General features: G+C 68.9%; 17 protein-coding genes. 16 read left to right on the top strand and 1 reads right to left on the bottom strand.

All coding sequences use genetic code 11. The features are described 5' to 3' along the window. Nucleotides 1-45 precede the first annotated feature (45 nt). Nucleotides 46-1,335 (top strand): geranylgeranyl reductase family protein, encoded by a 1,290-nt coding sequence (locus tag ACQEXA_RS25020; protein ID WP_432931171.1) that lies wholly within the window; start codon nucleotides 46-48, stop codon nucleotides 1,333-1,335. Between the two features lie 87 nt (nucleotides 1,336-1,422). Next, a complete protein-coding gene (locus tag ACQEXA_RS25015) occupies nucleotides 1,423-3,213 on the top strand; it encodes a hydroxysqualene dehydroxylase (RefSeq protein WP_433131074.1) in 1,791 nt (596 codons plus the stop codon). A gap of 138 nt (nucleotides 3,214-3,351) precedes the next feature. On the opposite strand, the gene ACQEXA_RS25010 is transcribed toward ACQEXA_RS25015, so the two are convergent. Then, nucleotides 3,352-4,143, bottom strand: a complete 792-nt coding sequence (locus ACQEXA_RS25010) for a C40 family peptidase (protein WP_360990307.1) — start codon at nucleotides 4,141-4,143, stop codon at nucleotides 3,352-3,354. 831 nt (nucleotides 4,144-4,974) lie between these two features. Here ACQEXA_RS25010 and ACQEXA_RS25005 point away from each other — a divergent pair. The 14 genes from ACQEXA_RS25005 to nuoN are packed head-to-tail and all read left to right on the top strand — an operon-like array spanning nucleotide 4,975 to nucleotide 20,998. Next, nucleotides 4,975-5,334, top strand: coding sequence for an NADH-quinone oxidoreductase subunit A (locus ACQEXA_RS25005; protein WP_030379754.1), 360 nt, complete (start codon nucleotides 4,975-4,977; stop codon nucleotides 5,332-5,334). A gap of 13 nt (nucleotides 5,335-5,347) precedes the next feature. After that, nucleotides 5,348-5,902, top strand: a complete 555-nt coding sequence (locus ACQEXA_RS25000) for a NuoB/complex I 20 kDa subunit family protein (protein ID WP_023547484.1) — start codon at nucleotides 5,348-5,350, stop codon at nucleotides 5,900-5,902. Next, nucleotides 5,899-6,690: an NADH-quinone oxidoreductase subunit C gene (locus tag ACQEXA_RS24995; protein ID WP_432931176.1), complete on the top strand. Its 792-nt coding sequence runs from the start codon at nucleotides 5,899-5,901 to the stop codon at nucleotides 6,688-6,690. The genes ACQEXA_RS25000 and ACQEXA_RS24995 overlap by 4 nt, the downstream gene beginning before the upstream one ends. After that, nucleotides 6,687-8,018: an NADH-quinone oxidoreductase subunit D gene (locus tag ACQEXA_RS24990; protein ID WP_432931178.1), complete on the top strand. Its 1,332-nt coding sequence runs from the start codon at nucleotides 6,687-6,689 to the stop codon at nucleotides 8,016-8,018. The genes ACQEXA_RS24995 and ACQEXA_RS24990 overlap by 4 nt, the downstream gene beginning before the upstream one ends. Beyond that, nucleotides 8,015-8,887 (top strand): NADH-quinone oxidoreductase subunit NuoE, encoded by an 873-nt coding sequence (gene nuoE / locus ACQEXA_RS24985; protein ID WP_432931180.1) that lies wholly within the window; start codon nucleotides 8,015-8,017, stop codon nucleotides 8,885-8,887. Before ACQEXA_RS24990 ends, nuoE begins: the two co-directional genes overlap by 4 nt. Then, a complete protein-coding gene (nuoF, locus tag ACQEXA_RS24980; RefSeq protein WP_432931182.1) occupies nucleotides 8,887-10,272 on the top strand; it encodes an NADH-quinone oxidoreductase subunit NuoF in 1,386 nt (461 codons plus the stop codon). Before nuoE ends, nuoF begins: the two co-directional genes overlap by 1 nt. Continuing rightward, entirely contained in the window at nucleotides 10,269-12,773 is a 2,505-nt protein-coding gene (locus ACQEXA_RS24975; protein ID WP_433131072.1) for an NADH-quinone oxidoreductase subunit G, read from the top strand. The genes nuoF and ACQEXA_RS24975 overlap by 4 nt, the downstream gene beginning before the upstream one ends. Further along, nucleotides 12,770-14,134: an NADH-quinone oxidoreductase subunit NuoH gene (gene nuoH, locus ACQEXA_RS24970; RefSeq protein WP_433131070.1), complete on the top strand. Its 1,365-nt coding sequence runs from the start codon at nucleotides 12,770-12,772 to the stop codon at nucleotides 14,132-14,134. Before ACQEXA_RS24975 ends, nuoH begins: the two co-directional genes overlap by 4 nt. Next, complete coding sequence (nuoI, locus tag ACQEXA_RS24965) at nucleotides 14,127-14,729, top strand: NADH-quinone oxidoreductase subunit NuoI (RefSeq protein ID WP_359395237.1); 603 nt, start codon at nucleotides 14,127-14,129, stop codon at nucleotides 14,727-14,729. Before nuoH ends, nuoI begins: the two co-directional genes overlap by 8 nt. Continuing rightward, a complete protein-coding gene (locus tag ACQEXA_RS24960) occupies nucleotides 14,726-15,568 on the top strand; it encodes an NADH-quinone oxidoreductase subunit J (protein WP_432931188.1) in 843 nt (280 codons plus the stop codon). Before nuoI ends, ACQEXA_RS24960 begins: the two co-directional genes overlap by 4 nt. Next, nucleotides 15,565-15,864, top strand: a complete 300-nt coding sequence (nuoK, locus tag ACQEXA_RS24955; RefSeq protein WP_023547474.1) for an NADH-quinone oxidoreductase subunit NuoK — start codon at nucleotides 15,565-15,567, stop codon at nucleotides 15,862-15,864. Before ACQEXA_RS24960 ends, nuoK begins: the two co-directional genes overlap by 4 nt. Before the next feature lie 15 nt (nucleotides 15,865-15,879). Then, complete coding sequence (gene nuoL / locus ACQEXA_RS24950; protein WP_433131068.1) at nucleotides 15,880-17,775, top strand: NADH-quinone oxidoreductase subunit L; 1,896 nt, start codon at nucleotides 15,880-15,882, stop codon at nucleotides 17,773-17,775. A 5-nt stretch (nucleotides 17,776-17,780) separates the two neighbouring features. Beyond that, a complete protein-coding gene (locus ACQEXA_RS24945; RefSeq protein WP_432931192.1) occupies nucleotides 17,781-19,352 on the top strand; it encodes an NADH-quinone oxidoreductase subunit M in 1,572 nt (523 codons plus the stop codon). Continuing rightward, nucleotides 19,349-20,998, top strand: coding sequence for an NADH-quinone oxidoreductase subunit NuoN (nuoN, locus tag ACQEXA_RS24940; protein ID WP_359395246.1), 1,650 nt, complete (start codon nucleotides 19,349-19,351; stop codon nucleotides 20,996-20,998). Before ACQEXA_RS24945 ends, nuoN begins: the two co-directional genes overlap by 4 nt. Nucleotides 20,999-21,145: the final 147 nt, after the last annotated feature.

The raw sequence follows: 21,145 nt of genomic DNA, 5'->3' as shown, positions 1-21,145 counted from the left end.
GCCGGCGTCGTCCGTGCCGTCGTCAAGTCTTGGGGAGAACCCGCCGTGACCGAGCCCCAGCCCCTTACCGAACACACTGCCGATGTGATCGTCGTCGGGGCCGGGCCAGCCGGTTCCACCACCGCGTACTACCTGGCGAAGGCCGGGCTCGATGTCCTGCTGCTGGAGAAGACCGCCTTCCCGCGCGAGAAGGTGTGCGGCGACGGCCTCACGCCCCGCGCCACCAAGCAGCTCGTCGCGATGGGCATCGACATCTCCGAGGAGGCCGGCTGGCTGCGCAACAAGGGTCTGCGCATCGTCGGCGGCGGAGTGCGGCTCGAGCTGGACTGGCCGGATCTCGCCTCGTACCCGGACTACGGCCTCGTCCGCAAGCGCGACGACTTCGACGAGCAGCTGGCCCGCCAGGCGCAGAAGGCCGGCGCGCGCCTGTACGAGCTGTGCAACGTGGGCGCGCCGATCGTCGACAAGCGCACCGGACGCATCACCGGCGTGCACGCCAAGCTGGGCGACGAGAAGCGCGAGGTCACCTTCCACGCGCCGCTCGTGGTGGCCGCGGACGGCAACTCCTCGCGCCTGTCGCTGGCCATGGGCCTGCACCGCCGCGAGGACCGCCCGATGGGCGTCGCGGTCCGTACGTACTTCACCTCCCCGCGCCACGACGACGACTACCTGGAGTCCTGGCTGGAGCTCTGGGACCGGCGCGGCGGCCAGGAGCGGCTGCTGCCGGGCTACGGCTGGATCTTCGGCATGGGGGACGGCACCTCCAACGTCGGCCTCGGCGTCCTGAACACCTCGGCCTCCTTCAAGGAGCTGGACTGGCGCGAGGTGCTCAAGACCTGGTGCGCCTCGATGCCCGAGGACTGGGGCTACACCCCCGAGAACATGACCGGACCGATCCGCGGCGCCGCCCTCCCCATGGCCTTCAACCGCCAGCCGCACTACACGAAGGGCCTGCTCCTCGTCGGCGACGCGGGCGGGCTGGTGAACCCCTTCAACGGCGAAGGCATCGCCTACGCCATGGAGTCGGGACAGATCGTGGCGGACGTCATCGTCCAGGCGCTGGCCCGGACGACCCCCGGCCAGCGCGAACTGGTCCTGCACAACTACCCGAAGGTCCTCAAGGAGACCTACGGCGGCTACTACACTCTCGGCCGCGGCTTCGTGAAGCTGATCGGCAACCCGAAGGTGATGAAGGTCGCGGCGCAGCGGGGCCTGACCCATCCGCTGCTGATGAAGTTCACGCTGAAGCTCCTCGCCAACCTGACGGATCCGACGGGTGGCGACGCGATGGACCGGATCATCAACGGTCTGAGCAAGGTGGCGCCGAAGGCGTGAAGGTTCGGCGAGTGTCGGGCCGCTTAAAGGACCGGCTCCCTACGGTGACGTGCACATGATGCATTCGTGGCCGAAGGGGGCCGAGCCATGCGTACGGGACACAGTCGAAGAACCCTTCTGAAAGGTGCGGCGGCCGGTGCGGCAGGGGGCGCGGTCGGGGTCACGCTGCCCGCGGGCCCGGCGGCGGCCGCCCCCAGCGGCCAGGGCCACGTCGCCGTCCTGGGCGGCGGCGTGTCGGGTCTGACCGCCGCCCACGAGCTCGCCGAACGCGGCTACCGCGTCACCGTCTACGAGTACTACGACGTCCTCGGCGGCAAGGCCCGCTCCATCCCCGTCCCGGGATCGGCGGCCGCCGGCCGCAAACCGCTGCCCGGTGAACACGGCTTCCGCTTCATCCCCGGCTTCTACCGCAACCTCCCCGACACCCTGCGCCGCATTCCGTACCCGGGCAACGCGGACGGCGTCCACGACAACCTGCGCTCCGGCACCGAGACCCTGTTCGCCCGCGCCGGCGGCCGGGCCGATCTGCACTTCCCGCTGCGCCGGGTCACCACACCCCCGCACCTGGGCGACCTAACTCCGGCCTGGATCCGCGATCAGCTGCTGTCCGTACTCGGTCTCGCGACCCGGATGCCCGCGTACGAACTGAGCTATTTCGTCAACCGGCTGCTCGTCTTCCTCACCAGCTGCGAGGTCCGCCGCGACCAGCAGTGGGAGCGGGTGCCCTGGTGGGACTTCATCAGGGCCGAGGACTTCAGCGAGGAGTACCGCCGGTTGTTCGCCATCGGCCAGAGCCGCAACCTCACGGCCACCAAGGCCGAGGAGTCCTCCACTCGCACGGTCGCCGGCGTCTACATGGAGAACTTCCTCGTCTTCGGCCTGCTCGGGCTCGGCCAGGACGGCGACATCGACCGCGTCCTCAACGGCCCCACGACCGAGGCGTGGCTCGACCCGTGGGTCGACCATCTGCGCTCGCTCGGCGTGGAGTTCGTGCTCTCCACGTCCATACGGGACGTTGTGTATAAAAACGGGCGGATCGCCGGAGTCCGCGTCACCGCCCCGGACGGCACCGGCGCACGCACGGTCACCGCCGACCACTACGTCTCCGCCCTCCCCGTCGAACACGCTCGTCCGACGTGGGGCCCCGCGCTGCGTGCCGCCGATCCGCAGCTCGGCCGGTGCGACGCGCTGCGCACCGACTGGATGGTGGGCGTCCAGTACTACATGCGCACGCAGACCCCGATGGTGAACGGGCACGTCAACTGCCTCGACTCGCCCTGGTCGGTGACGGCGGTCGGGCAGGCGCAGTTCTGGGACGCGCACGACTTCCCCGCCGAGTACGGGGACGGGCGCGCCGTGGACTGCGTCTCCGCCATCGCCTCCGAGTGGGACAAGCCCGGCATTCTGTACGGGAAGACGGCACGCCAGTGCACCCGTGAGGAGTTCGTGGCCGAGGTCTGGGCCCAGCTCCAGGACGCGGTCGGCGTCGCGGGGGATCCCGTGCTGAAGGACGAGGACCGGCTGGCGTGGTTCCTGGACCCCGCCGTGACGGGCATGGGTGGGCCGGATCCGGCCAACCGGGAGCAACTGCTCATCCATCCCGTCGGCTCGCTCTACAACCGCCCCTCGGCGAAGACCGCCGTGCCGAACTTCTTCCTCGCCGGCGACTACGTCCGCACGGGTATGAACCTGGCCTCCATGGAGGGCGCCAACGAGGCCGCCCGGCACGCCGTCAACGCCCTGCTCGACGCCGACGGGTCGGCCGCGGCGCGCTGCGTCACCTGGGGCCACTACCAGCCGCCGGAGCTGGAGCCCCTCAAGCGGGTCGACGAACTGCGCTATCGGCTCGGCCTGCCGAACACCTTCGACCTCGGGTGAGCACGGGCGGGTGAAGGCGCGGCGTCGGGCGGCGCGTCCTCACTTCGGGGGAGTCCGTGGGACGGCATGCGGGTGTGCCGGAAGGGCCGCTGCCCCCGAGCGGCTGCGGCCCTTCACCCGTGCGGCTGCTGGATGCGGTCAGAGCACCCGGACCGCACCGCTCGGCGGGTCGTACGACAGCGGCTTCTCGACGACGCCGGTCGAGGGGTTCTGCGCACCGACGAACATGCCGTCGCCGACGTACACCGCCACGTGGTACGCGCTGCCCGCGCCGCCCCAGTAGAGGATGTCGCCCGGCTGCAGATTGCTCAGCGAGACCTGCGTGCCGGCGGTCGACTGGCCCTGCGAGACGCGCGGCAGGCTCACGCCGACCTGCTTGAACGCGGCCTGCACAAGACCGGAGCAGTCCCACGAGTTGGGGCCGGTACCGCCCATGACGTACGAGTCACCGATCTGCGCCTTGACGAAGGCGACGATCGCCGCGGCCGAACCGGTGGCCGTGGACGTCGAGGCGGTGCTCGTCGCCGCGGAGAGGACGGTCCGCGCGGTGCTGCGCGAGGCGGCCTCGGCCTGGCGGGCGGCCTCGGCCTTGCGCTTGGCCTCCGCCGCCTTCTTCTTGGCCGCTGCGAGGTCCGCATTGGCCTGCTTTGCGGCATGTGCGGCGGCCGCGTCACGCTCGGCCTGCAACTGGTAGTTGGCCGCGGCCAGCTGGGTGGCCTCGGCGGACTGCGCGACCTGAGTGGCCAGGTCGGCCGTCAGGGTGGGCAGTTCGAGGGTCTGTGTCACCGGCTCGGCCGCGTTGGCCGAGGCCGAGGCGCCGGCGGCGGCCAGGCTGAGGACGCCACCCGCGACTCCGGCCCGCATCGCGATCGTCGACGCGTTGCGGTTCCGGGGTTTCCGGTGGCTGCGTATGTGAGCGGTGTGGGACATGGGTACAAGCGGTACCAGGGGCTCCTCCATACCTTCAAGAAACGTGTGGTGCGCCACAGTTGTTCAATCGAGACCCTGAATTGCCGGGGCGTCACTCTTTATTGACGCCGTAACGGGCATTACGGACAGCGGTGATCAAGGCTGTGAACACGGCCTTTCGCCGTTACGCCCGGATTGCTCCGCACCTACCACTGGATATGCCGGGTGGCCAAGCCTGGTTCATCGGAACCTCACGTGGATGTGGCACAGGTCACGGAACGGTCACCACCGCGGTGGCGTCTCGCGCGCGGTGGCGTCCTCTGGCTCGTGAACGCGTGCACTCCCGTCCTCGGGGTGCGGGCCACTCGTGAACGGGTGCGCGTTTGATCGTGAAGGCCCGTGGAGGCGCGGCCCTGCTCGTGAACGCGCGCACACGTCCACATCTGTCACCGCTCCTACCCCTGAAGTGTGAACGGACTCCTCTATCAAGCGATCCGGTCCAGGGCGAATTTGCTTTCAACGCCATCACTTTGATATTGCAAGGCCGCTCCGACCTGCGAGGACGAGCGAAAATGTCACCTCTTGGTGATCACTCGACTGCTTCGCGTATGAAGATCACCGCTCATCCGACTTCATGATCATTCGCCGGGTGGTGGAGATCACAAAGTAGGTCCTGACCCCCGTGTCGCAGATCACATAGCGGCGGGCATAAGATGCGGGGCAGTTGGGCTTGTGACCTGCTTCACATGTACGCGATCTTCGCCGGGACGAGCGGGGGTCGTGGGACAGGTGGGGCAGCTGTGAGCCCGGCAACCGCCAGCAGTCAGTGCCGACTGAGAGGAGCGAGGAGCGGTGAACGCGTATGCGCCCATCCTCGTACTGGGAGCCCTCGGGGCAGGCTTTGCGATCTTCTCCGTGGTCATGGCCACGCTGATCGGTCCGAAGCGGTACAACCGCGCCAAGCTCGAAGCGTATGAGTGCGGTATCGAGCCGACCCCCACGCCGGCCGGTGGCGGGCGTTTCCCGATCAAGTACTACCTGACGGCGATGCTCTTCATCGTCTTCGACATCGAGATCGTCTTCCTCTACCCCTGGGCCGTCACCTTCGACTCCCTGGGGATCTTCGGGCTCGTGGAGATGCTGCTCTTCGTGCTCACCGTCTTCGTCGCCTACGCGTATGTATGGCGACGCGGCGGCTTGGAATGGGACTGAGGGGCCTTTGGACATGGGACTCGAAGAAAAGCTGCCGAGCGGTTTCCTTCTGACCACCGTCGAGCAGGCCGCGGGCTGGGTGCGCAAGGCGTCGGTCTTCCCCGCCACCTTCGGCCTCGCCTGCTGTGCCATCGAGATGATGACCACCGGCGCCGGCCGTTACGACCTGGCGCGCTTCGGCATGGAGGTCTTCCGCGGTTCGCCCCGCCAGGCGGACCTGATGATCGTCGCGGGCCGGGTCAGTCAGAAGATGGCGCCGGTGCTCAGGCAGGTCTACGACCAGATGCCGAACCCCAAGTGGGTGATCTCCATGGGGGTCTGCGCCTCCTCGGGCGGCATGTTCAACAACTACGCGATCGTCCAGGGCGTCGACCACATCGTCCCCGTCGACATCTATCTGCCCGGCTGCCCGCCGCGGCCCGAGATGCTGATGGACGCGATCCTCAAGCTGCACCACAAGATCCAGACCTCCAAGCTCGGCGTCAACGCCGAGGAGGCGGCCCGCGAGGCGGAGGAAGCGGCCCTCAAGGCCCTTCCGACGATCGAGATGAAGGGGCTGCTGCGATGAGCGACGCGAAGAGCAACGGCGCGAACACTCCGGGCAACGGCGCGAACGGAGCCGCGGAGAACGGCAACGGCGTCAACCCGGAGAAGGACCTCGGCGCAGCGAACCTCCCGGGCATGCGCGGCGACCACGGCGAGGAGATCCGGGTCCAGCGCGGCATGTTCGGCGCCAACAACGGCGGCGACACCTCCGGTTACGGCGGCCTCGTCCGCTCCATCCGGCTCCCCGGTGCCTCGACTCGCCCCTACGGCGGCTGGTTCGACGAGGTCGCCGACGAGTTGGAGGGCGCCCTGGAGGAACAGGGACTCGTCCCTGAGAACGCCATCGAGAAGACGGTCGTCGACCGCGGCGAGCTGACCTTCCACATCGAACGCGAGTACCTCCTGGCCGTCGCCCAGACCCTCCGCGACGACCCGGCGCTCCGCTTCGAGCTGTGCACGGGTGTGAGCGGAGTGCACTACCCCGGCGACAAGGGCCGCGAGCTGCACGCCGTCTACCACCTGCGCTCGATCACCCACAACAGGCTGCTTCGCGTGGAGGTCAGCGCCCCCGACGCCGACCCGCACATCCCGTCGCTCGTCTCCGTCTATCCCACGAACGACTGGCACGAGCGCGAGACGTACGACTTCTTCGGCCTGATCTTCGACGGCCACCCGGCGCTGACCCGGATCATGATGCCCGACGACTGGCAGGGCTTCCCGCAGCGCAAGGACTATCCCCTCGGCGGTATCCCCGTCGAGTACAAGGGCGCCCAGATCCCGGCTCCGGACCAGCGGAGGTCGTACTCATGAGCACGCATACTCCCTCCTCCGCCTCCGCGCGCGAGACGACCGAAGGCACCGTCTACACGGTCACCGGCGGCGACTGGGACGAGGTCGTCCAGTCCACGGCCCGCGCCGACGACGAGCGCCTCATCGTCAACATGGGTCCGCAGCACCCGTCCACGCACGGCGTGCTCCGGCTCATCCTGGAGATCGAGGGCGAGACCGTCACCGAGGCCCGCTGCGGAATCGGCTACCTCCACACCGGCATCGAGAAGAACCTCGAGTACCGCACGTGGACGCAGGGCACCACGTTCGTGACGCGCATGGACTACCTGACACCGTTCTTCAACGAGACGGCGTACTGCCTCGCGGTCGAGAAGCTCCTCGGCATCGAGGACGAGATCCCGGACCGCGCCACGCTCATCCGCGTGCTCCTGATGGAGCTGAACCGGTTGTCCTCCCACCTGGTGTGCATCGCCACCGGAGGCATGGAGCTCGGCGCCACCACCATCATGATCTACGGCTTCCGCGACCGGGAGCTGATCCTCGACATCTACGAGCTGATCACCGGTCTGCGGATGAACCACGCCTACATCCGCCCCGGCGGACTCGCCCAGGACCTGCCGCCGGGTGCGGTGGACCAGATCCGCGAGTTCGTCAAGAAGATGAGGAAGAACCTCCCGGAGTACGACAAGCTCGCCACCGGGAACCCCATCTTCAAGGCCCGTATGCAGGACATCGGCTACCTCGATCTGGCCGGCTGCATGGCCCTCGGTGCCACCGGCCCGATCCTGCGCTCCGCGGGCCTGCCGCACGACCTGCGCAAGGCACAGCCCTACTGCGGCTACGAGACCTACGACTTCGACGTCCCGACCGCCGACAGCTGCGACGCCTACGGCCGCTTCCTCATCCGCCTGGAGGAGATGCGCCAGTCGCTGAGGATCATCGAGCAGTGCCTGGACCGGCTGCAGCCCGGCCCGGTCATGGTCGCCGACAAGAAGATCGCCTGGCCCGCCCAACTCGCCCTGGGACCGGACGGGCTCGGCAACTCCCTCGACCACATCAAGAAGATCATGGGCACCTCCATGGAGGCCCTGATCCACCACTTCAAGCTGGTGACCGAGGGCTTCCGCGTCCCGCCGGGACAGGCGTACGCGGCGGTCGAGTCGCCCAAGGGCGAACTGGGCGTGCACGTCGTGTCCGACGGCGGCACCCGCCCCTACCGGGTTCACTTCCGCGACCCGTCCTTCACCAATCTGCAAGCCATGGCGGCGATGTGCGAGGGCGGCCAGGTCGCCGACGTGATCGTCGCCGTCGCGTCCATCGACCCCGTGATGGGAGGCGTCGACCGGTGACCACCAGTTCCTCGGAGCGGGGCGTCAGCCTGGGCATGCCCGAGCTGCCCGCGCCCGACTACCCGGACGACGTTCGAGCCCGGCTCGAGCGGGACGCGCACGAGATCATCGACCGCTACCCGGACTCGCGGTCCGCCCTGCTTCCGCTGCTGCACCTGGTCCAGTCGGAGGAGGGGCACGTCACGCGGACCGGAATGCAGTTCTGCGCGGACATGCTGGACCTGACCACGGCCGAGGTCACCGCGGTCGCCACCTTCTACACCATGTACCGGCGCAAGCCCTCCGGTGACTACCAGGTGGGCGTCTGCACCAACACCCTGTGTGCCGTGATGGGCGGCGACGCGATCTTCTCCGCCCTCCAGGAGCACCTGGGCGTCGGCAACGGCGAGACCACCGCGGACGGCAAGGTCACCCTGGAGCACATCGAGTGCAACGCGGCCTGTGACTACGCGCCGGTCGTGATGGTGAACTGGGAGTTCTTCGACAACCAGACCCCGCAGAGCGCCAAGAGCCTGGTGGACGACCTGCGCGCGGGACGGCAGGTCGAACCCACCCGCGGCGCCCCCCTGTGCACCTTCAAGGAGACCGCCCGGATGCTGGCGGGCTTCCCCGACGAACGGGACGGTGCCGTCGAGGCGACGGGCAGCGCGGGCCCCGCCTCGCTGATCGGGCTCCGGCTCTCCAAGGGCGAGACCCCTACGGCGCGCGTGGTGCATCCGCGGGACGGCGGACCGCACGACGAGCCGCGACCGGGATCGGTGCACGATCCGTCACCGGCCGAGCACCTCGGGTCGCACGACGCGCCACAGGACACATCGGCCTCTGACCCGGCCCACCCGGCGGGTCCCGTCACGGAGGAGGGGGAGTGATGACAGTGACCACCGAGGACGGGGGGACCTCCCGCCCGGGCAAGTTCGAGGGTGGGGGAGAGAGCAGCCCCGAGAAGCTGCTGGCACCCGTCCTGTCCGCCTTCTGGGACGAGGAGAAGGCCTGGACGCTGGACGTCTACCGACGGCACGAGGGGTACGAGGGGCTCCGCAAGGCGCTCGCCATGTCGCCGGACGACGTGATCGCGTACGTCAAGGACTCCGGACTGCGCGGGCGCGGCGGCGCGGGATTCCCGACCGGAATGAAGTGGCAGTTCATTCCGCAGGGCGACGGCAAGCCTCACTATCTTGTTGTCAACGCCGACGAGTCGGAGCCCGGGACCTGCAAGGACATCCCGCTCCTCTTCGCGAACCCGCACAGCCTCATCGAGGGCATCGTCATCGCGTGCTACGCCATCAGGTCGTCGCATGCCTTCATCTATCTGCGGGGTGAGGTCGTCCCCGTACTTCGCCGGCTGCACTCGGCCGTGGACGAGGCCTACGCGGCGGGCTACCTCGGCGAGAACATCCTGGGCAGCGGACTCGACCTCCAACTCACCGTGCACGCGGGCGCGGGCGCGTACATCTGCGGTGAGGAGACCGCACTGCTCGACTCGCTCGAAGGCCGCCGTGGCCAGCCGCGGCTGCGTCCCCCCTTCCCTGCGGTCGCGGGCCTCTACGCGTGCCCGACTGTGGTGAACAACGTCGAGTCCATCGCGTCCGTTCCCGCGATCCTGACCCGGGGCAAGGAATGGTTCCGGTCGATGGGCAGCGAGAAGTCACCCGGCTTCACGCTCTACTCGCTCAGCGGCCATGTCGCGAGCCCCGGTCAGTACGAGGCCCCGCTCGGCATCACGCTCCGCCAGCTGCTCGAGATGAGCGGCGGCATGCGGCCCGGCCACCGCCTCAAGTTCTGGACGCCGGGCGGCTCCTCGACGCCGATGTTCACCGACGAGCACCTCGACGTCCCGCTCGACTACGAGGGCGTGGGCGCCGCCGGTTCCATGCTCGGCACCAAGGCCCTGCAGTGCTTCGACGAGACGACCTGTGTGGTCCGTGCCGTCACCCGCTGGACCGAGTTCTACGCCCACGAGTCCTGCGGCAAGTGCACACCCTGCCGCGAAGGGACGTACTGGCTCGTCCAGTTGCTGCGGGACATCGAGGCGGGCAAGGGCGTGATGTCCGACCTCGACAAGCTCGCCGACATCGCCGACAACATCAACGGCAAGTCGTTCTGCGCCCTCGGTGACGGCGCCGCCTCGCCGATCTTCTCCTCCCTCAAGTACTTCCGCGAGGAGTACGAGGAGCACATCACGGGCCGGGGTTGCCCCTTCGACCCGGCCAAGTCCACGGCCTGGGCGGACAAGCCCGCGGAGGTGACCGCATGACTGTGACCACCAGCGCTCCCTCGGGAGGGGGAGGGGCGGCGGTCCCGCCGGAGGACCTCGTCACGCTGACGATCGACGGCATCGAGATCAGCGTGCCCAAGGGCACCCTGGTCATCCGTGCCGCCGAACAGCTCGGCATCGAGATCCCCCGCTTCTGCGACCACCCTCTGCTCGACCCGGCCGGCGCCTGCCGCCAGTGCATCGTCGAGGTCGAGGGCCAGCGCAAGCCCATGGCCTCCTGCACGATCACGTGCACGGACGGGATGGTGGTGAAGACGCACCTCACCTCGCCCGTCGCCGAAAAGGCCCAGAAGGGTGTGATGGAGCTGCTGCTCATCAACCACCCGCTGGACTGCCCGGTCTGCGACAAGGGCGGCGAGTGCCCGCTGCAGAACCAGGCCATGTCGCACGGCCACGCCGAGTCCCGCTTCGAGGGCGGCAAGCGCACCTACGAGAAGCCCGTCCCGATCTCCACCCAGGTGCTGCTGGACCGGGAACGGTGCGTGCTGTGCGCCCGCTGCACCCGGTTCTCCAACCAGATCGCGGGCGATCCGATGATCGAGCTGCTGGAGCGCGGCGCACTCCAGCAGGTCGGCACCGGCGAGGGCGACCCCTTCGAGTCGTACTTCTCCGGCAACACCATCCAGATCTGCCCGGTGGGTGCGCTCACCTCGGCGGCGTACCGCTTCCGCTCGCGGCCCTTCGACCTCGTCTCGTCGCCGTCGGTGTGCGAGCACTGCTCCGGCGGCTGCGCGACCCGCACGGACCACCGGCGCGGCAAGGTCATGCGCCGCCTCGCGGCGAACGACCCCGAGGTCAACGAGGAGTGGATCTGCGACAAGGGGCGCTTCGCGTTCCGGTACGCGCAGATGAGGGACCGCCTCGACACCCCGCTGGTACGCGGCGAATCCGGTGAACTGGAGCCCGCGTCCTGGCCCGAGGCGCTGGAGATCGCCGCACGGGGCCTGCTCGCCGCGCGGGGCCGGGCCGGTGTGCTGACCGGTGGCCGGCTCACCGTCGAGGACGCCTACGCGTACAGCAAGTTCGCACGCGTGGCCCTCGAAACGAACGACATCGACTTCCGCGCGCGCGTGCACAGCGGTGAGGAGGCCGACTTCCTGGCCGCCAGGATCGTGGGTCGCGGACGCGACCTCGACGGTACGGGTGTCACGTACACCTCCCTGGAGAAGGCACCCGCCGTCCTGCTCGTCGGGTTCGAGTCCGAGGAGGAGGCGCCCGGCGTCTTCCTGCGGCTGCGCAAGGCCTGGCGCGGACACGGACAGCAGGTGTTCTCGCTCGCCACACACGCCACCCGGGGCCTTGCGAAGGCCGGCGGCACCCTGCTGCCCGCCGCGCCCGACACCGAGACCGAGTGGCTGGACGCGCTGGCCGGCAAGGTCGGCCTGCAGGAGGACGGCGTACGGGCCGCCGAGGCCCTGCGCACCGAGGGCGCGGTGATCGTCGTCGGCGAACGCCTCGCCGCCGTGGCGGGCGGACTCACCGCCGCCGTCCGGACCGCGGCCGCGACCGGCGCCCACCTGGTGTGGATCCCGCGCCGGGCCGGGGAGCGCGGGGCGGTCGAGGTGGGCGCCCTGCCCTCGCTGCTGCCGGGCGGCCGTCCGGCGAGCGACCCGCGCGCGCGGGAGGAGGTCGCCGCCGCGTGGGGCGTCGCCGAACTCCCGCACCGCTACGGCCGGGACACGGGTCAGATCGTGGAGGCCGCGGCCACGGGCGAACTGCGGGCCCTGATGGTCGCCGGCGTCGACGTCGCCGACCTGCCCGATCCGGCACGCGCGCGTGAAGCACTCTCCGCGGTGGACTTCGTGGTCTCGCTCGAGCTGCGCCCCGGCGAGGTCACCGACCGCGCGGACGTGGTGCTGCCGGTCGCGGCGGTCGCCGAGAAGGCCGGCACCTTCCTCAACTGGGAGGGCCGGGCCCGCTTCTTCGAGGCCGCGCTCAAGCCCGACCAGATGACCCGCTCCGTGGCACCCACCGACGCGCGTGTGCTCCAGATGCTCGCCGACGCCATGGACGTCCATCTGGGCCTGCCCGATCTGCGCACCGTGCGCTTGGAGCTGGACCGGCTCGGCGCATGGGGCGGACCACGGGCGAACAACCCTCTGGAGATCGGCGGGCAGCTGCCGCGCCCGGCAGCCGGGGAGGCCGTGCTCGCGGGCCACCGGCTGCTGCTCGACCTGGGCCGTCTCCAGGAGGGCGACGACGCGCTCGCCGGCACCCGGCACGCGGCACGCGCGCGCGTGTCCGCCGCCACCGCTGCCGAGGCGGGCGTCAAGGACGGCGACACCTTCGCCGTGACCGGCCCCGCCGGAACCGTCGAACTCCCGCTGCAGATCACCGAGATGCCCGACCGCGTCGTCTGGCTCCCGCTGAACTCCACGGGTGGCGGCGTCGCCTCCGACACCGGCGCGCTGCCCGGCACCCTCGTCCGCATCGGCCCGGCGACGTCCACCGTCGACGCCCCCAAGGAGGTGGAGGCATGAGCCCGTACCTCGCCGCTGAAGACCTCTCCATGTTCGGCCACGACCCGTGGTGGCTGGTCGTCATCAAGGCGGTCTTCTGCTTCGCCTTCCTGATGGTGACCGTGCTGTTCTCCATCGTGTGGGAGCGCAAGGTCGTCGCCTGGATGCAGCTGCGCATCGGCCCCAACCGGCACGGCCCCTGGGGCATGCTCCAGTCGCTCGCCGACGGCGTGAAGCTGATGCTGAAGGAAGACGTCATCGTCAAGCGCGCGGACAAGGTGGTCTACGTCCTCGCGCCGATCGTCGCGGCCATCCCGGCCTTCATGGCGATCGCGGTGATCCCCTTCGGGCCCTCCGGCAACGAGATCTCGATCTTCGGCCACCGCACCGCGATGCAGCTGACCGACCTGCCGATCGCGATGCTCTACATCCTCGCGATCGCCTCGGTCGGCATCTACGGCATCGTGCTGGCGGGCTGGAGCTCCGGATCCACCTATCCGCTGCTGGGCGGTCTGCGCTCCTGCGCGCAGATGATCTCGTACGAGATCGCCATGGGCGCCGCCTTCGCCTCCGTGTTCCTCTACTCGGGGTCGATGTCGACATCGCGGATCGTCGAGCAGCAGCACGACCGCTGGTTCATCCTGCTGCTCCCGGTCTCGTTCATCATCTACATCGTCACGATGGTCGGCGAGACCAACCGTGCCCCCTTCGACATGCCCGAGTCGGAGGGCGACCTGGTCGGCGGGTTCAACACCGAGTACTCGTCGATCAAGTTCGCGATGTTCATGCTCGCCGAGTACGTGAACATGGTGACCGTCTCGGCCGTGTCGACCACGCTCTTCCTGGGCGGCTGGCGGGCCCCGTGGCCGATCAGCACCTTCTGGGCGGGAGCCAACCACGGCTGGTGGCCACTGCTCTGGTTCGTCGTCAAGGTCCAGTTGCTGCTGTTCTTCTTCATCTGGCTGCGCGGAACGCTGCCGCGCGTCCGCTACGACCAGCTGATGAAGCTCGGCTGGAAGGTGCTCATCCCGGTCTCCGTGGTCTGGCTGATGCTCGTGGCGACCGTGCGGGTGCTGCGCAACGAGAACTACGGCTTCGCCGACATCGCCTTGTATGTCGCGGGCGGCATCCTTGCGCTGCTGCTGGTGTCGTTCGTCATCGACATGTTCCGCGCGAAGGCCACGGAGGGCGAACGGCCCGCCGAGGGGCCGGCCGCATTCGACGCGATGGCGGGCGGATTCCCCGTCCCGCCGCTGCCCGGTCAGACGCTGCCGCCGGTACCGCGGCGCCGTTCGCGCGGCCAGGGGGAGCTGATTGTCAGTGGTGGACCGGACACTGCCAGTGACGGATCTTCGGATGGAAAGGAGGCGTCCGATGGCTGAGGAGCCCAAGGAGACCAAGCCCGGTTTCCAGAACCCCGTGGCCGGCTTCGGCGTGACCTTCAAGGCCATGTTCAAGAAGCGGCTGACCGAGCAGTACCCGGAGCAGAAGAAGACCACGGCCCCGCGGTTCCACGGACGGCACCAGCTCAACCGCCATCCGGACGGCCTGGAGAAGTGCGTCGGCTGCGAGCTCTGCGCCTGGGCCTGCCCCGCCGACGCGATCTACGTCGAGGGCGCGGACAACACGGACGAGGAGCGCTACTCGCCGGGCGAGCGGTACGGGCGGGTGTACCAGATCAACTACGCCCGCTGCATCCTGTGCGGGCTGTGCATCGAGGCGTGCCCCACCCGCGCGCTCACGATGACGAACGAGTTCGAGCTCGCCGACTCCAGCCGCGCCAACCTCATCTACACCAAGGAGCAGCTGCTCGCAGGCCTCGAAGAGGGCATGGTCGACACGCCCCACGCCATCTACCCGGGGACGGACGAGCAGGACTACTACCGGGGTCTGGTGACGGAGGCCGCGCCCGGCACGGTGCGTCAGGTGGCCGTCTCCAAGGGAGAGAAGCCCGAGGAACAGGGGGCCGACGCATGAGCCCGCAACTTGCCGCCTACACCACCTCCACGGGAGAGGCCTTCCAGTTCTGGGTCCTCGGCACCGTCGCGGTGATCGGCGCCCTGTGCACCGTCTTCATGAAGAAGGCCGTGCACAGCGCGCTCTGCCTGGCCGGCACCATGATCGTGCTGGCGGTGTTCTACCTCGCCAACGGCGCCTACTTCCTCGGGGTCGTGCAGATCGTCGTCTACACCGGCGCGATCATGATGCTGTTCCTGTTCGTGGTGATGCTCGTCGGTGTCACCGCGGCGGACTCCCTGAAGGAAACCATCAAGGGCCAGCGCTGGCTGGCCCTTGTGTGCGGGGTCGGCTTCGGCGTCCTGCTCCTCGCGGGCATCGCCCACGCGTCCCTGAAGGACTTCGACGGCCTGGGCAAGGCCAACGCGAACGGGAATGTGGAGGGCCTGGCGGCCCTCATCTTCACCAAGTACGTGTACGCCTTCGAAATCACCGGTGCCCTGCTCATCACGGCCGCGGTCGGCGCCATGGTGCTCACCCACCGCGAGCGCACCGAGCGCGCCCGGACCCAGCGCGAGCTGTCCGAGCAGCGGGTGCGCGAGGGCAAGCACCTTCCGCCGCTTCCGGCCCCCGGCGTCTACGCCCGGCACAACGCGGTGGACATCGCCGGTCTTCTCCCGGACGGCACCCCGTCCGAGCTGACCGTCAACAAGACCCTGCGCGAGCGCGGTCAGATCCGTGATGTGTCCGAGGAGGCGATCGGCGATCTGAAGGCCCTCGAACAGCGGGCCGCGGAGCGCCTGGAGCGGTCCGAGGAGGAGCGTCCGGCGCTCAAGAGGACCGAGGAGGCGTCGAAGTGAACCCGGTCAACTACCTCTACCTAGCCGCCCTGTTGTTCACGATCGGCGCGACCGGTGTGCTCATCCGGCGGAACGCGATCGTGGTGTTCATGTGCATCGAGCTGATGCTCAATGCCTGCAACCTCGCGTTCGTCACCTTCTCCCGGATGCACGGCAATCTCGACGGCCAGATCATCGCGTTCTTCACGATGGTCGTCGCCGCCGCGGAGGTCGTGGTCGGGCTCGCGATCATCGTGTCGCTGTTCCGTACCCGCCACTCGGCCTCGGTCGACGACGCCAGCCTGATGAAGCTGTAAGGGGTCGGAAGAATCGTGGAGAACCTGATTGCGCTGCTCATCGCGGCGCCTCTGCTCGGAGCGGCCGTCCTGCTGTGCGGCGGCAGAAGGCTCGATGCGGTCGGCCACTGGATCGGCACGGTGCTCGCCACCGCCTCCTTCGTGGTCGGCGCCGTCCTCTTCACCGACATGCTGGGCAAGGCCACCGCCCACCGGACCCTGACGCAGCACCTGTTCAGCTGGGTCCCGGTGGGCGGCTTCCAGGCCGACGTGGCCTTCCGGCTCGACCAGCTGTCGATGACGTTCGTCCTGCTGATCACCGGTGTCGGCTCGCTCATCCATCTGTACTCGGTCGGGTACATGGAGCACGACGAGCGCAGGCGCCGCTTCTTCGGCTATCTGAATCTGTTCCTCGCGGCGATGCTGCTGCTCGTCCTCGCCGACAACTACCTCCTGCTGTATGTCGGCTGGGAGGGCGTCGGTCTCGCCTCGTACCTGCTGATCGGCTTCTGGCAGCACAAGCCGAGCGCGGCGACGGCGGCGAAGAAGGCGTTCCTCGTCAACCGCGTCGGCGACATGGGCCTGTCGATCGCCATCATGCTGATGTTCACGACCTTCGGGACCTTCGCCTTCGGGCCGGTCTTCGCGGACGTGGGCAAGGCCGGGGAGGGCAAGCTCACCGCCATCGGCCTGATGCTGCTGCTCGCCGCGTGCGGCAAGTCCGCACAGGTGCCGCTGCAGTCCTGGCTCGGGGACGCGATGGAGGGCCCGACCCCGGTCTCGGCCCTCATCCACGCCGCGACCATGGTGACCGCGGGCGTCTATCTGATCGTCCGCTCCGGTGTGATCTTCAACGCGGCACCGGACGCCCAGCTGGTGGTCACCGTGGTGGGTGCCGTCACGCTCCTGTTCGGTGCGATCGTCGGTTGCGCCAAGGACGACATCAAGAAGGCGCTGGCCGGCTCCACCATGTCGCAGATCGGGTACATGGTGCTCGCCGCGGGTCTCGGCCCCATCGGCTATGTCTTCGCGATCATGCACCTGGTGACGCACGGCTTCTTCAAGGCGGGGCTCTTCCTCGGTGCCGGCTCGGTGATGCACGGCATGAACGACGAGGTCGACATGCGCAAGTACGGCGGCCTGCGGAAGTACATGCCGGTCACGTTCGTCACCTTCGGCCTCGGCTACCTCGCCATCATCGGCTTCCCGGGCCTGTCCGGCTTCTTCTCCAAAGACAAGATCATCGAGGCGGCCTTCGCCAAGGGCGGCACCGAGGGCTGGATCCTGGGCGGCGCGGCCCTTCTGGGCGCGGCCATCACCGCGTACTACATGACGCGCGTGATGATCATGACCTTCTTCGGCGAGAAGCGCTGGCAGCCGGACGAGCACGGCCATGAACCGCACCCGCACGAGTCGCCGGGGGTCATGACGATCCCGATGATCGTGCTGGCCTTCGGTTCGGTGTTCGCGGGCGGGTTCTTCTCGGTCGGCGACCGCTTCCTGCACTGGCTGGAGCCGGTCACCGGGCACTCGGAGGGCAACTCCCCGGTCAGTGCCCTGACGGTCACGATCGCCACCATGGTGCTGCTCGTCGTGGGCGCCGGCATCGCCTACGCCCAGTACGGCCGCCGCCCGGTGCCGGTCGTCGCCCCGCGCGGATCGCTGCTCACCCGGGCGGCCCGGCGCGACCTGCTCCAGGACGACTTCAACCACGTCGTCCTCGTCCGCGGCGGAGAACACCTCACACGCTCCCTGGTGTACGTGGACCACACCCTGGTCGACGGTGTCGTCAACGGCACCGCGGCCTCGATCGGTGGCCTCTCCGGTCGGCTCCGCCGGCTGCAGAACGGCTACGCACGGTCGTACGCGGTCTCGATGTTCGGCGGTGCGGCGCTGCTCGTCGCCCTGACCCTGCTGATGAGGGCGGTCTGATACCGATGTCCTTTCCTCTGCTGACTTCGGCGGCGGCACTCCCGGCCCTGGGAGCGATCGCCACGGCCGCGGTCCCGGCCGCACAGCGGACCGCCGCCAAATGGCTGGCACTGGTCGTCTCGCTCGCCACGCTCGCGCTCGCCGCGCTGGTCGTGGTCCGCTTCGATCCGGGCGGCTCCCGCTACCAGCTCACCGAGTCCCACGCCTGGATCAGGGACTTCGGGGTGCGGTACGAACTCGGGGTGGACGGCATCGCCGTGGCGCTCATCGCGCTGACCGCCCTGCTGATGCCGTTCGTGATCCTGGCGGGCTGGCACGACGCCGACCCGCTGGAGACCGGAAGCCGCCGCTGGCGGCCGACGCAGGGCTTCTTCGCCCTGATCCTGGCCGTCGAGGCGATGGTGATCCTCTCCTTCGAGGCCACCGACGTCTTCCTCTTCTACATCTTCTTCGAAGCCATGCTCATCCCGATGTACTTCCTCATCGGCGGCTTCGGGGACCGTGCCCACGAGCACGGCGAGAAGGTGGCGTCCACGCAGCGGTCGTACGCCGCCGTCAAGTTCCTCCTCTACAACCTGGTCGGCGGCCTGATCATGCTGGCCGCGGTGATCGGCCTCTACGTGCAGGCGGGGAACTTCTCGCTCCCGGAGATCGTGCAGGCGCGGGCGAACGGCTCGCTCCACATGGCGACCAGCACCGAACGCTGGCTGTTCCTCGGCTTCTTCTTCGCCTTCGCGGTGAAGGCGCCGCTGTGGCCGGTGCACACCTGGCTGCCCAACGCCATGGGAGAGGCCACCGCCCCGGTCGCCGTCCTGATCACGGCGGTCGTCGACAAGGTCGGCACGTTCGCCATGCTCCGCTTCTGCCTCCAGCTGTTCCCGGAGGCCAGCAAGTGGGCGACGCCCGCCATCCTCATCCTGGCACTGATTAGCATCATCTACGGTGCACTGCTCGCCGTGGGCCAGCGGGACATCAAGCGCCTGGTGGCCTACGCGTCGATCTCGCACTTCGGCTTCATCATCATGGGCATCTTCGCGATGACCAGCCAGGGTCAGTCCGGTGCGACCCTCTACATGGTCAACCACGGCATCTCGACCGCTGCCCTGATGCTGGTGGCCGGCTTCCTGATCTCGCGCCGCGGCTCGCGTCTGATCGCGGACTACGGAGGCGTGCAGAAGGTGGCGCCGGTACTCGCTGGCACCTTCCTGATCGGCGGCCTGGCGACGCTCTCGCTGCCGGGGCTCGCGCCGTTCGTCAGTGAGTTCCTGGTCCTGGTCGGCACGTTCGCACGCCATCCGGCCATCGGCATCATCGCCACCTTCGGCATCGTCCTCGCCGCGCTCTACACCCTCGTCCTCTACCAGCGGACGATGACGGGCCCGGTGAAACCGGAGGTCGCCCAGATGCCGGACCTGCGCGTGCGTGAACTTCTGGTGGTCGCCCCGCTGATCGCGTTGCTGATCTTCCTGGGCGTCTACCCGAAGCCGGTCACCGACATCGTGAACCCGGCGGTCCAGCAGACCATGTCCGACGTACATCAGACCGACCCCAAGCCCGAGGTGGAGGCGGCCAAGTGAGCACAGCAGTCGTCCACAGCCTGTGGACAACCGCGGCCGATCCGATCTCGAAGATCGGCGCGCCGAAGATCGAATACGGTCAGTTGTCACCCACCTTGATCGTCCTGGGTGGGGCACTGATCGGAGTGCTGATCGAGGCCTTTGTGCCGCGCAAGTCCCGTTACTACGCCCAGGCGTTCGTATCGACGGTCGCGCTCGCCGCCGCGTTCGCCGCGGTCGTGGCGCTCGCGGCCGGCGGGTACGGCACCACCAAGGCGCACATCGCGGCCATGGGCGCCATCGCGGTCGACGGGCCGTCCCTGTTCCTTCAGGGGACGATCCTGCTGGCCGGTCTGCTCGGCGTGTTCACCTTCGCCGAGCGGCGCCTGGACCCGGCGGCGCACGGCAACCGGGTCGACTCCTTCGCCGCGCAGGCGGCGGCCGTACCGGGCAGCGAGAGCGAGAAGGCCGCCGTGAAGGCGGGCTTCACGACGACCGAGGCGTTCCCGCTGCTGCTGTTCGCGGTGGGCGGCATGCTCGTCTTCCCCTCGGCGAACGACCTGCTGACCCTGTTCGTCGCCCTGGAAGTCTTCTCGCTGCCGCTGTACCTGCTGTGCGCCCTGGCCCGCCGCAAGCGGCTCATGTCGCAGGAGGCCGCGGTCAAGTACTTCCTGCTCGGCGCCTTCGCCTCCGCGTTCACGCTGTTCGGCATCGCGCTGCTGTACGGCTACGCGGGCTCGGTGTCCTACGGCACGATCGCCCGGGTCGTGGACGGCACGGTCACGAACGTCGACCCGGCGCTCGCGGGCACCATGGGCAATGACGCGCTGCTGCTGATCGGCGCCGCGATGGTCGTGATGGGCCTGCTGTTCAAGGTGGCCGCGGTGCCCTTCCACATGTGGACACCGGACGTGTACCAGGGAGCACCGACCCCGGTGACCGGTTTCATGGCGGCGGCGACCAAGGTGGCGGCGTTCGGCGCCCTGCTGCGGCTGCTGTACGTCGTGCTGCCGGGCATGCGCTGGGACTGGCGTCCGGTGATGTGGGCGGTCGCGATCGTCACCATGCTGGGCGGCGCGATCGTCGCGATCACCCAGACCGACATCAAGCGCCTGCTCGCCTACTCGTCGATCGCGCACGCGGGCTTCATCCTCGCGGGTGTCATCGCGACGACACGGGACGGCGTGTCCTCGGTCCTCTTCTATCTGGCCGCGTACTCGTTCGTGACGATCGGCGCCTTCGCCGTTGTGACGCTCGTCCGGGACGCGGGCGGCGAGGCCACGCACCTGTCCAAGTGGGCCGGGCTCGGACGCAGGTCACCCCTGGTGGCGGCCGTGTTCGCGGTGTTTCTGCTGGCCTTCGCGGGCATCCCGCTGACCTCCGGGTTCGCCGGGAAGTTCGCCGTGTTCAAGGCGGCGGCGGAGGGCGGGGCGGTCCCGCTGGTGGTGATCGGTGTGATCTCGTCGGCGATCGCCGCGTTCTTCTACATCCGGGTGATCGTGCTGATGTTCTTCAGCGAGCCGCACCCCGAGGGCCCGACGGTGGCGGTGCCCTCACCGCTGACGATGACGGCGATCGGGGCAGGCGTGGCGGTCACGCTGGTACTGGGTGTGGCGCCGCAGTACTTCCTGGATCTGGCGAGCCAAGCGGGTGTGTTCGTGCGCTGACGCACAGCGCCCGCAGGGCGACGGCCCGGTGCCCGCTCGGGGGGGTGCCGGGCCGTCGTGCGTGCGGCTCACCGGTTCGGCGCGCGACGCGTCACGACCGCCGGTCCTTGACCTGGGGTGGGCAGGGGAGCCTGTGGAAAACTCCGG

It is taken from the genome of Streptomyces sp. CA-106110, assembly GCF_050936285.1.
Classification (GTDB): Bacteria; Actinomycetota; Actinomycetes; order Streptomycetales; family Streptomycetaceae; genus Streptomyces.
Note: the sequence above shows the minus strand (reverse complement) of the source record. Positions and strands in the feature narration are given on the sequence as shown.

Bases quoted from the DNA above. Each gene is read 5' to 3' on its own strand.
- ACQEXA_RS24960 (WP_432931188.1), top strand. From the start codon at position 14,726: ATGAGCCCGCAACTTGCCGCCTACACCACCTCCACGGGAGAGGCCTTC.
- nuoF (WP_432931182.1), top strand. From the start codon at position 8,887: ATGACAGTGACCACCGAGGACGGGGGGACCTCCCGCCCGGGCAAGTTC.
- ACQEXA_RS25010 (WP_360990307.1), bottom strand. From the start codon at position 4,143: ATGTCCCACACCGCTCACATACGCAGCCACCGGAAACCCCGGAACCGC.
- ACQEXA_RS24990 (WP_432931178.1), top strand. From the start codon at position 6,687: ATGAGCACGCATACTCCCTCCTCCGCCTCCGCGCGCGAGACGACCGAA.
- ACQEXA_RS24995 (WP_432931176.1), top strand. From the start codon at position 5,899: ATGAGCGACGCGAAGAGCAACGGCGCGAACACTCCGGGCAACGGCGCG.
- nuoI (WP_359395237.1), top strand. From the start codon at position 14,127: ATGGCTGAGGAGCCCAAGGAGACCAAGCCCGGTTTCCAGAACCCCGTG.
- ACQEXA_RS24975 (WP_433131072.1), top strand. From the start codon at position 10,269: ATGACTGTGACCACCAGCGCTCCCTCGGGAGGGGGAGGGGCGGCGGTC.
- nuoH (WP_433131070.1), top strand. From the start codon at position 12,770: ATGAGCCCGTACCTCGCCGCTGAAGACCTCTCCATGTTCGGCCACGAC.
- ACQEXA_RS24945 (WP_432931192.1), top strand. From the start codon at position 17,781: ATGTCCTTTCCTCTGCTGACTTCGGCGGCGGCACTCCCGGCCCTGGGA.
- ACQEXA_RS25015 (WP_433131074.1), top strand. From the start codon at position 1,423: ATGCGTACGGGACACAGTCGAAGAACCCTTCTGAAAGGTGCGGCGGCC.
- ACQEXA_RS25000 (WP_023547484.1), top strand. From the start codon at position 5,348: ATGGGACTCGAAGAAAAGCTGCCGAGCGGTTTCCTTCTGACCACCGTC.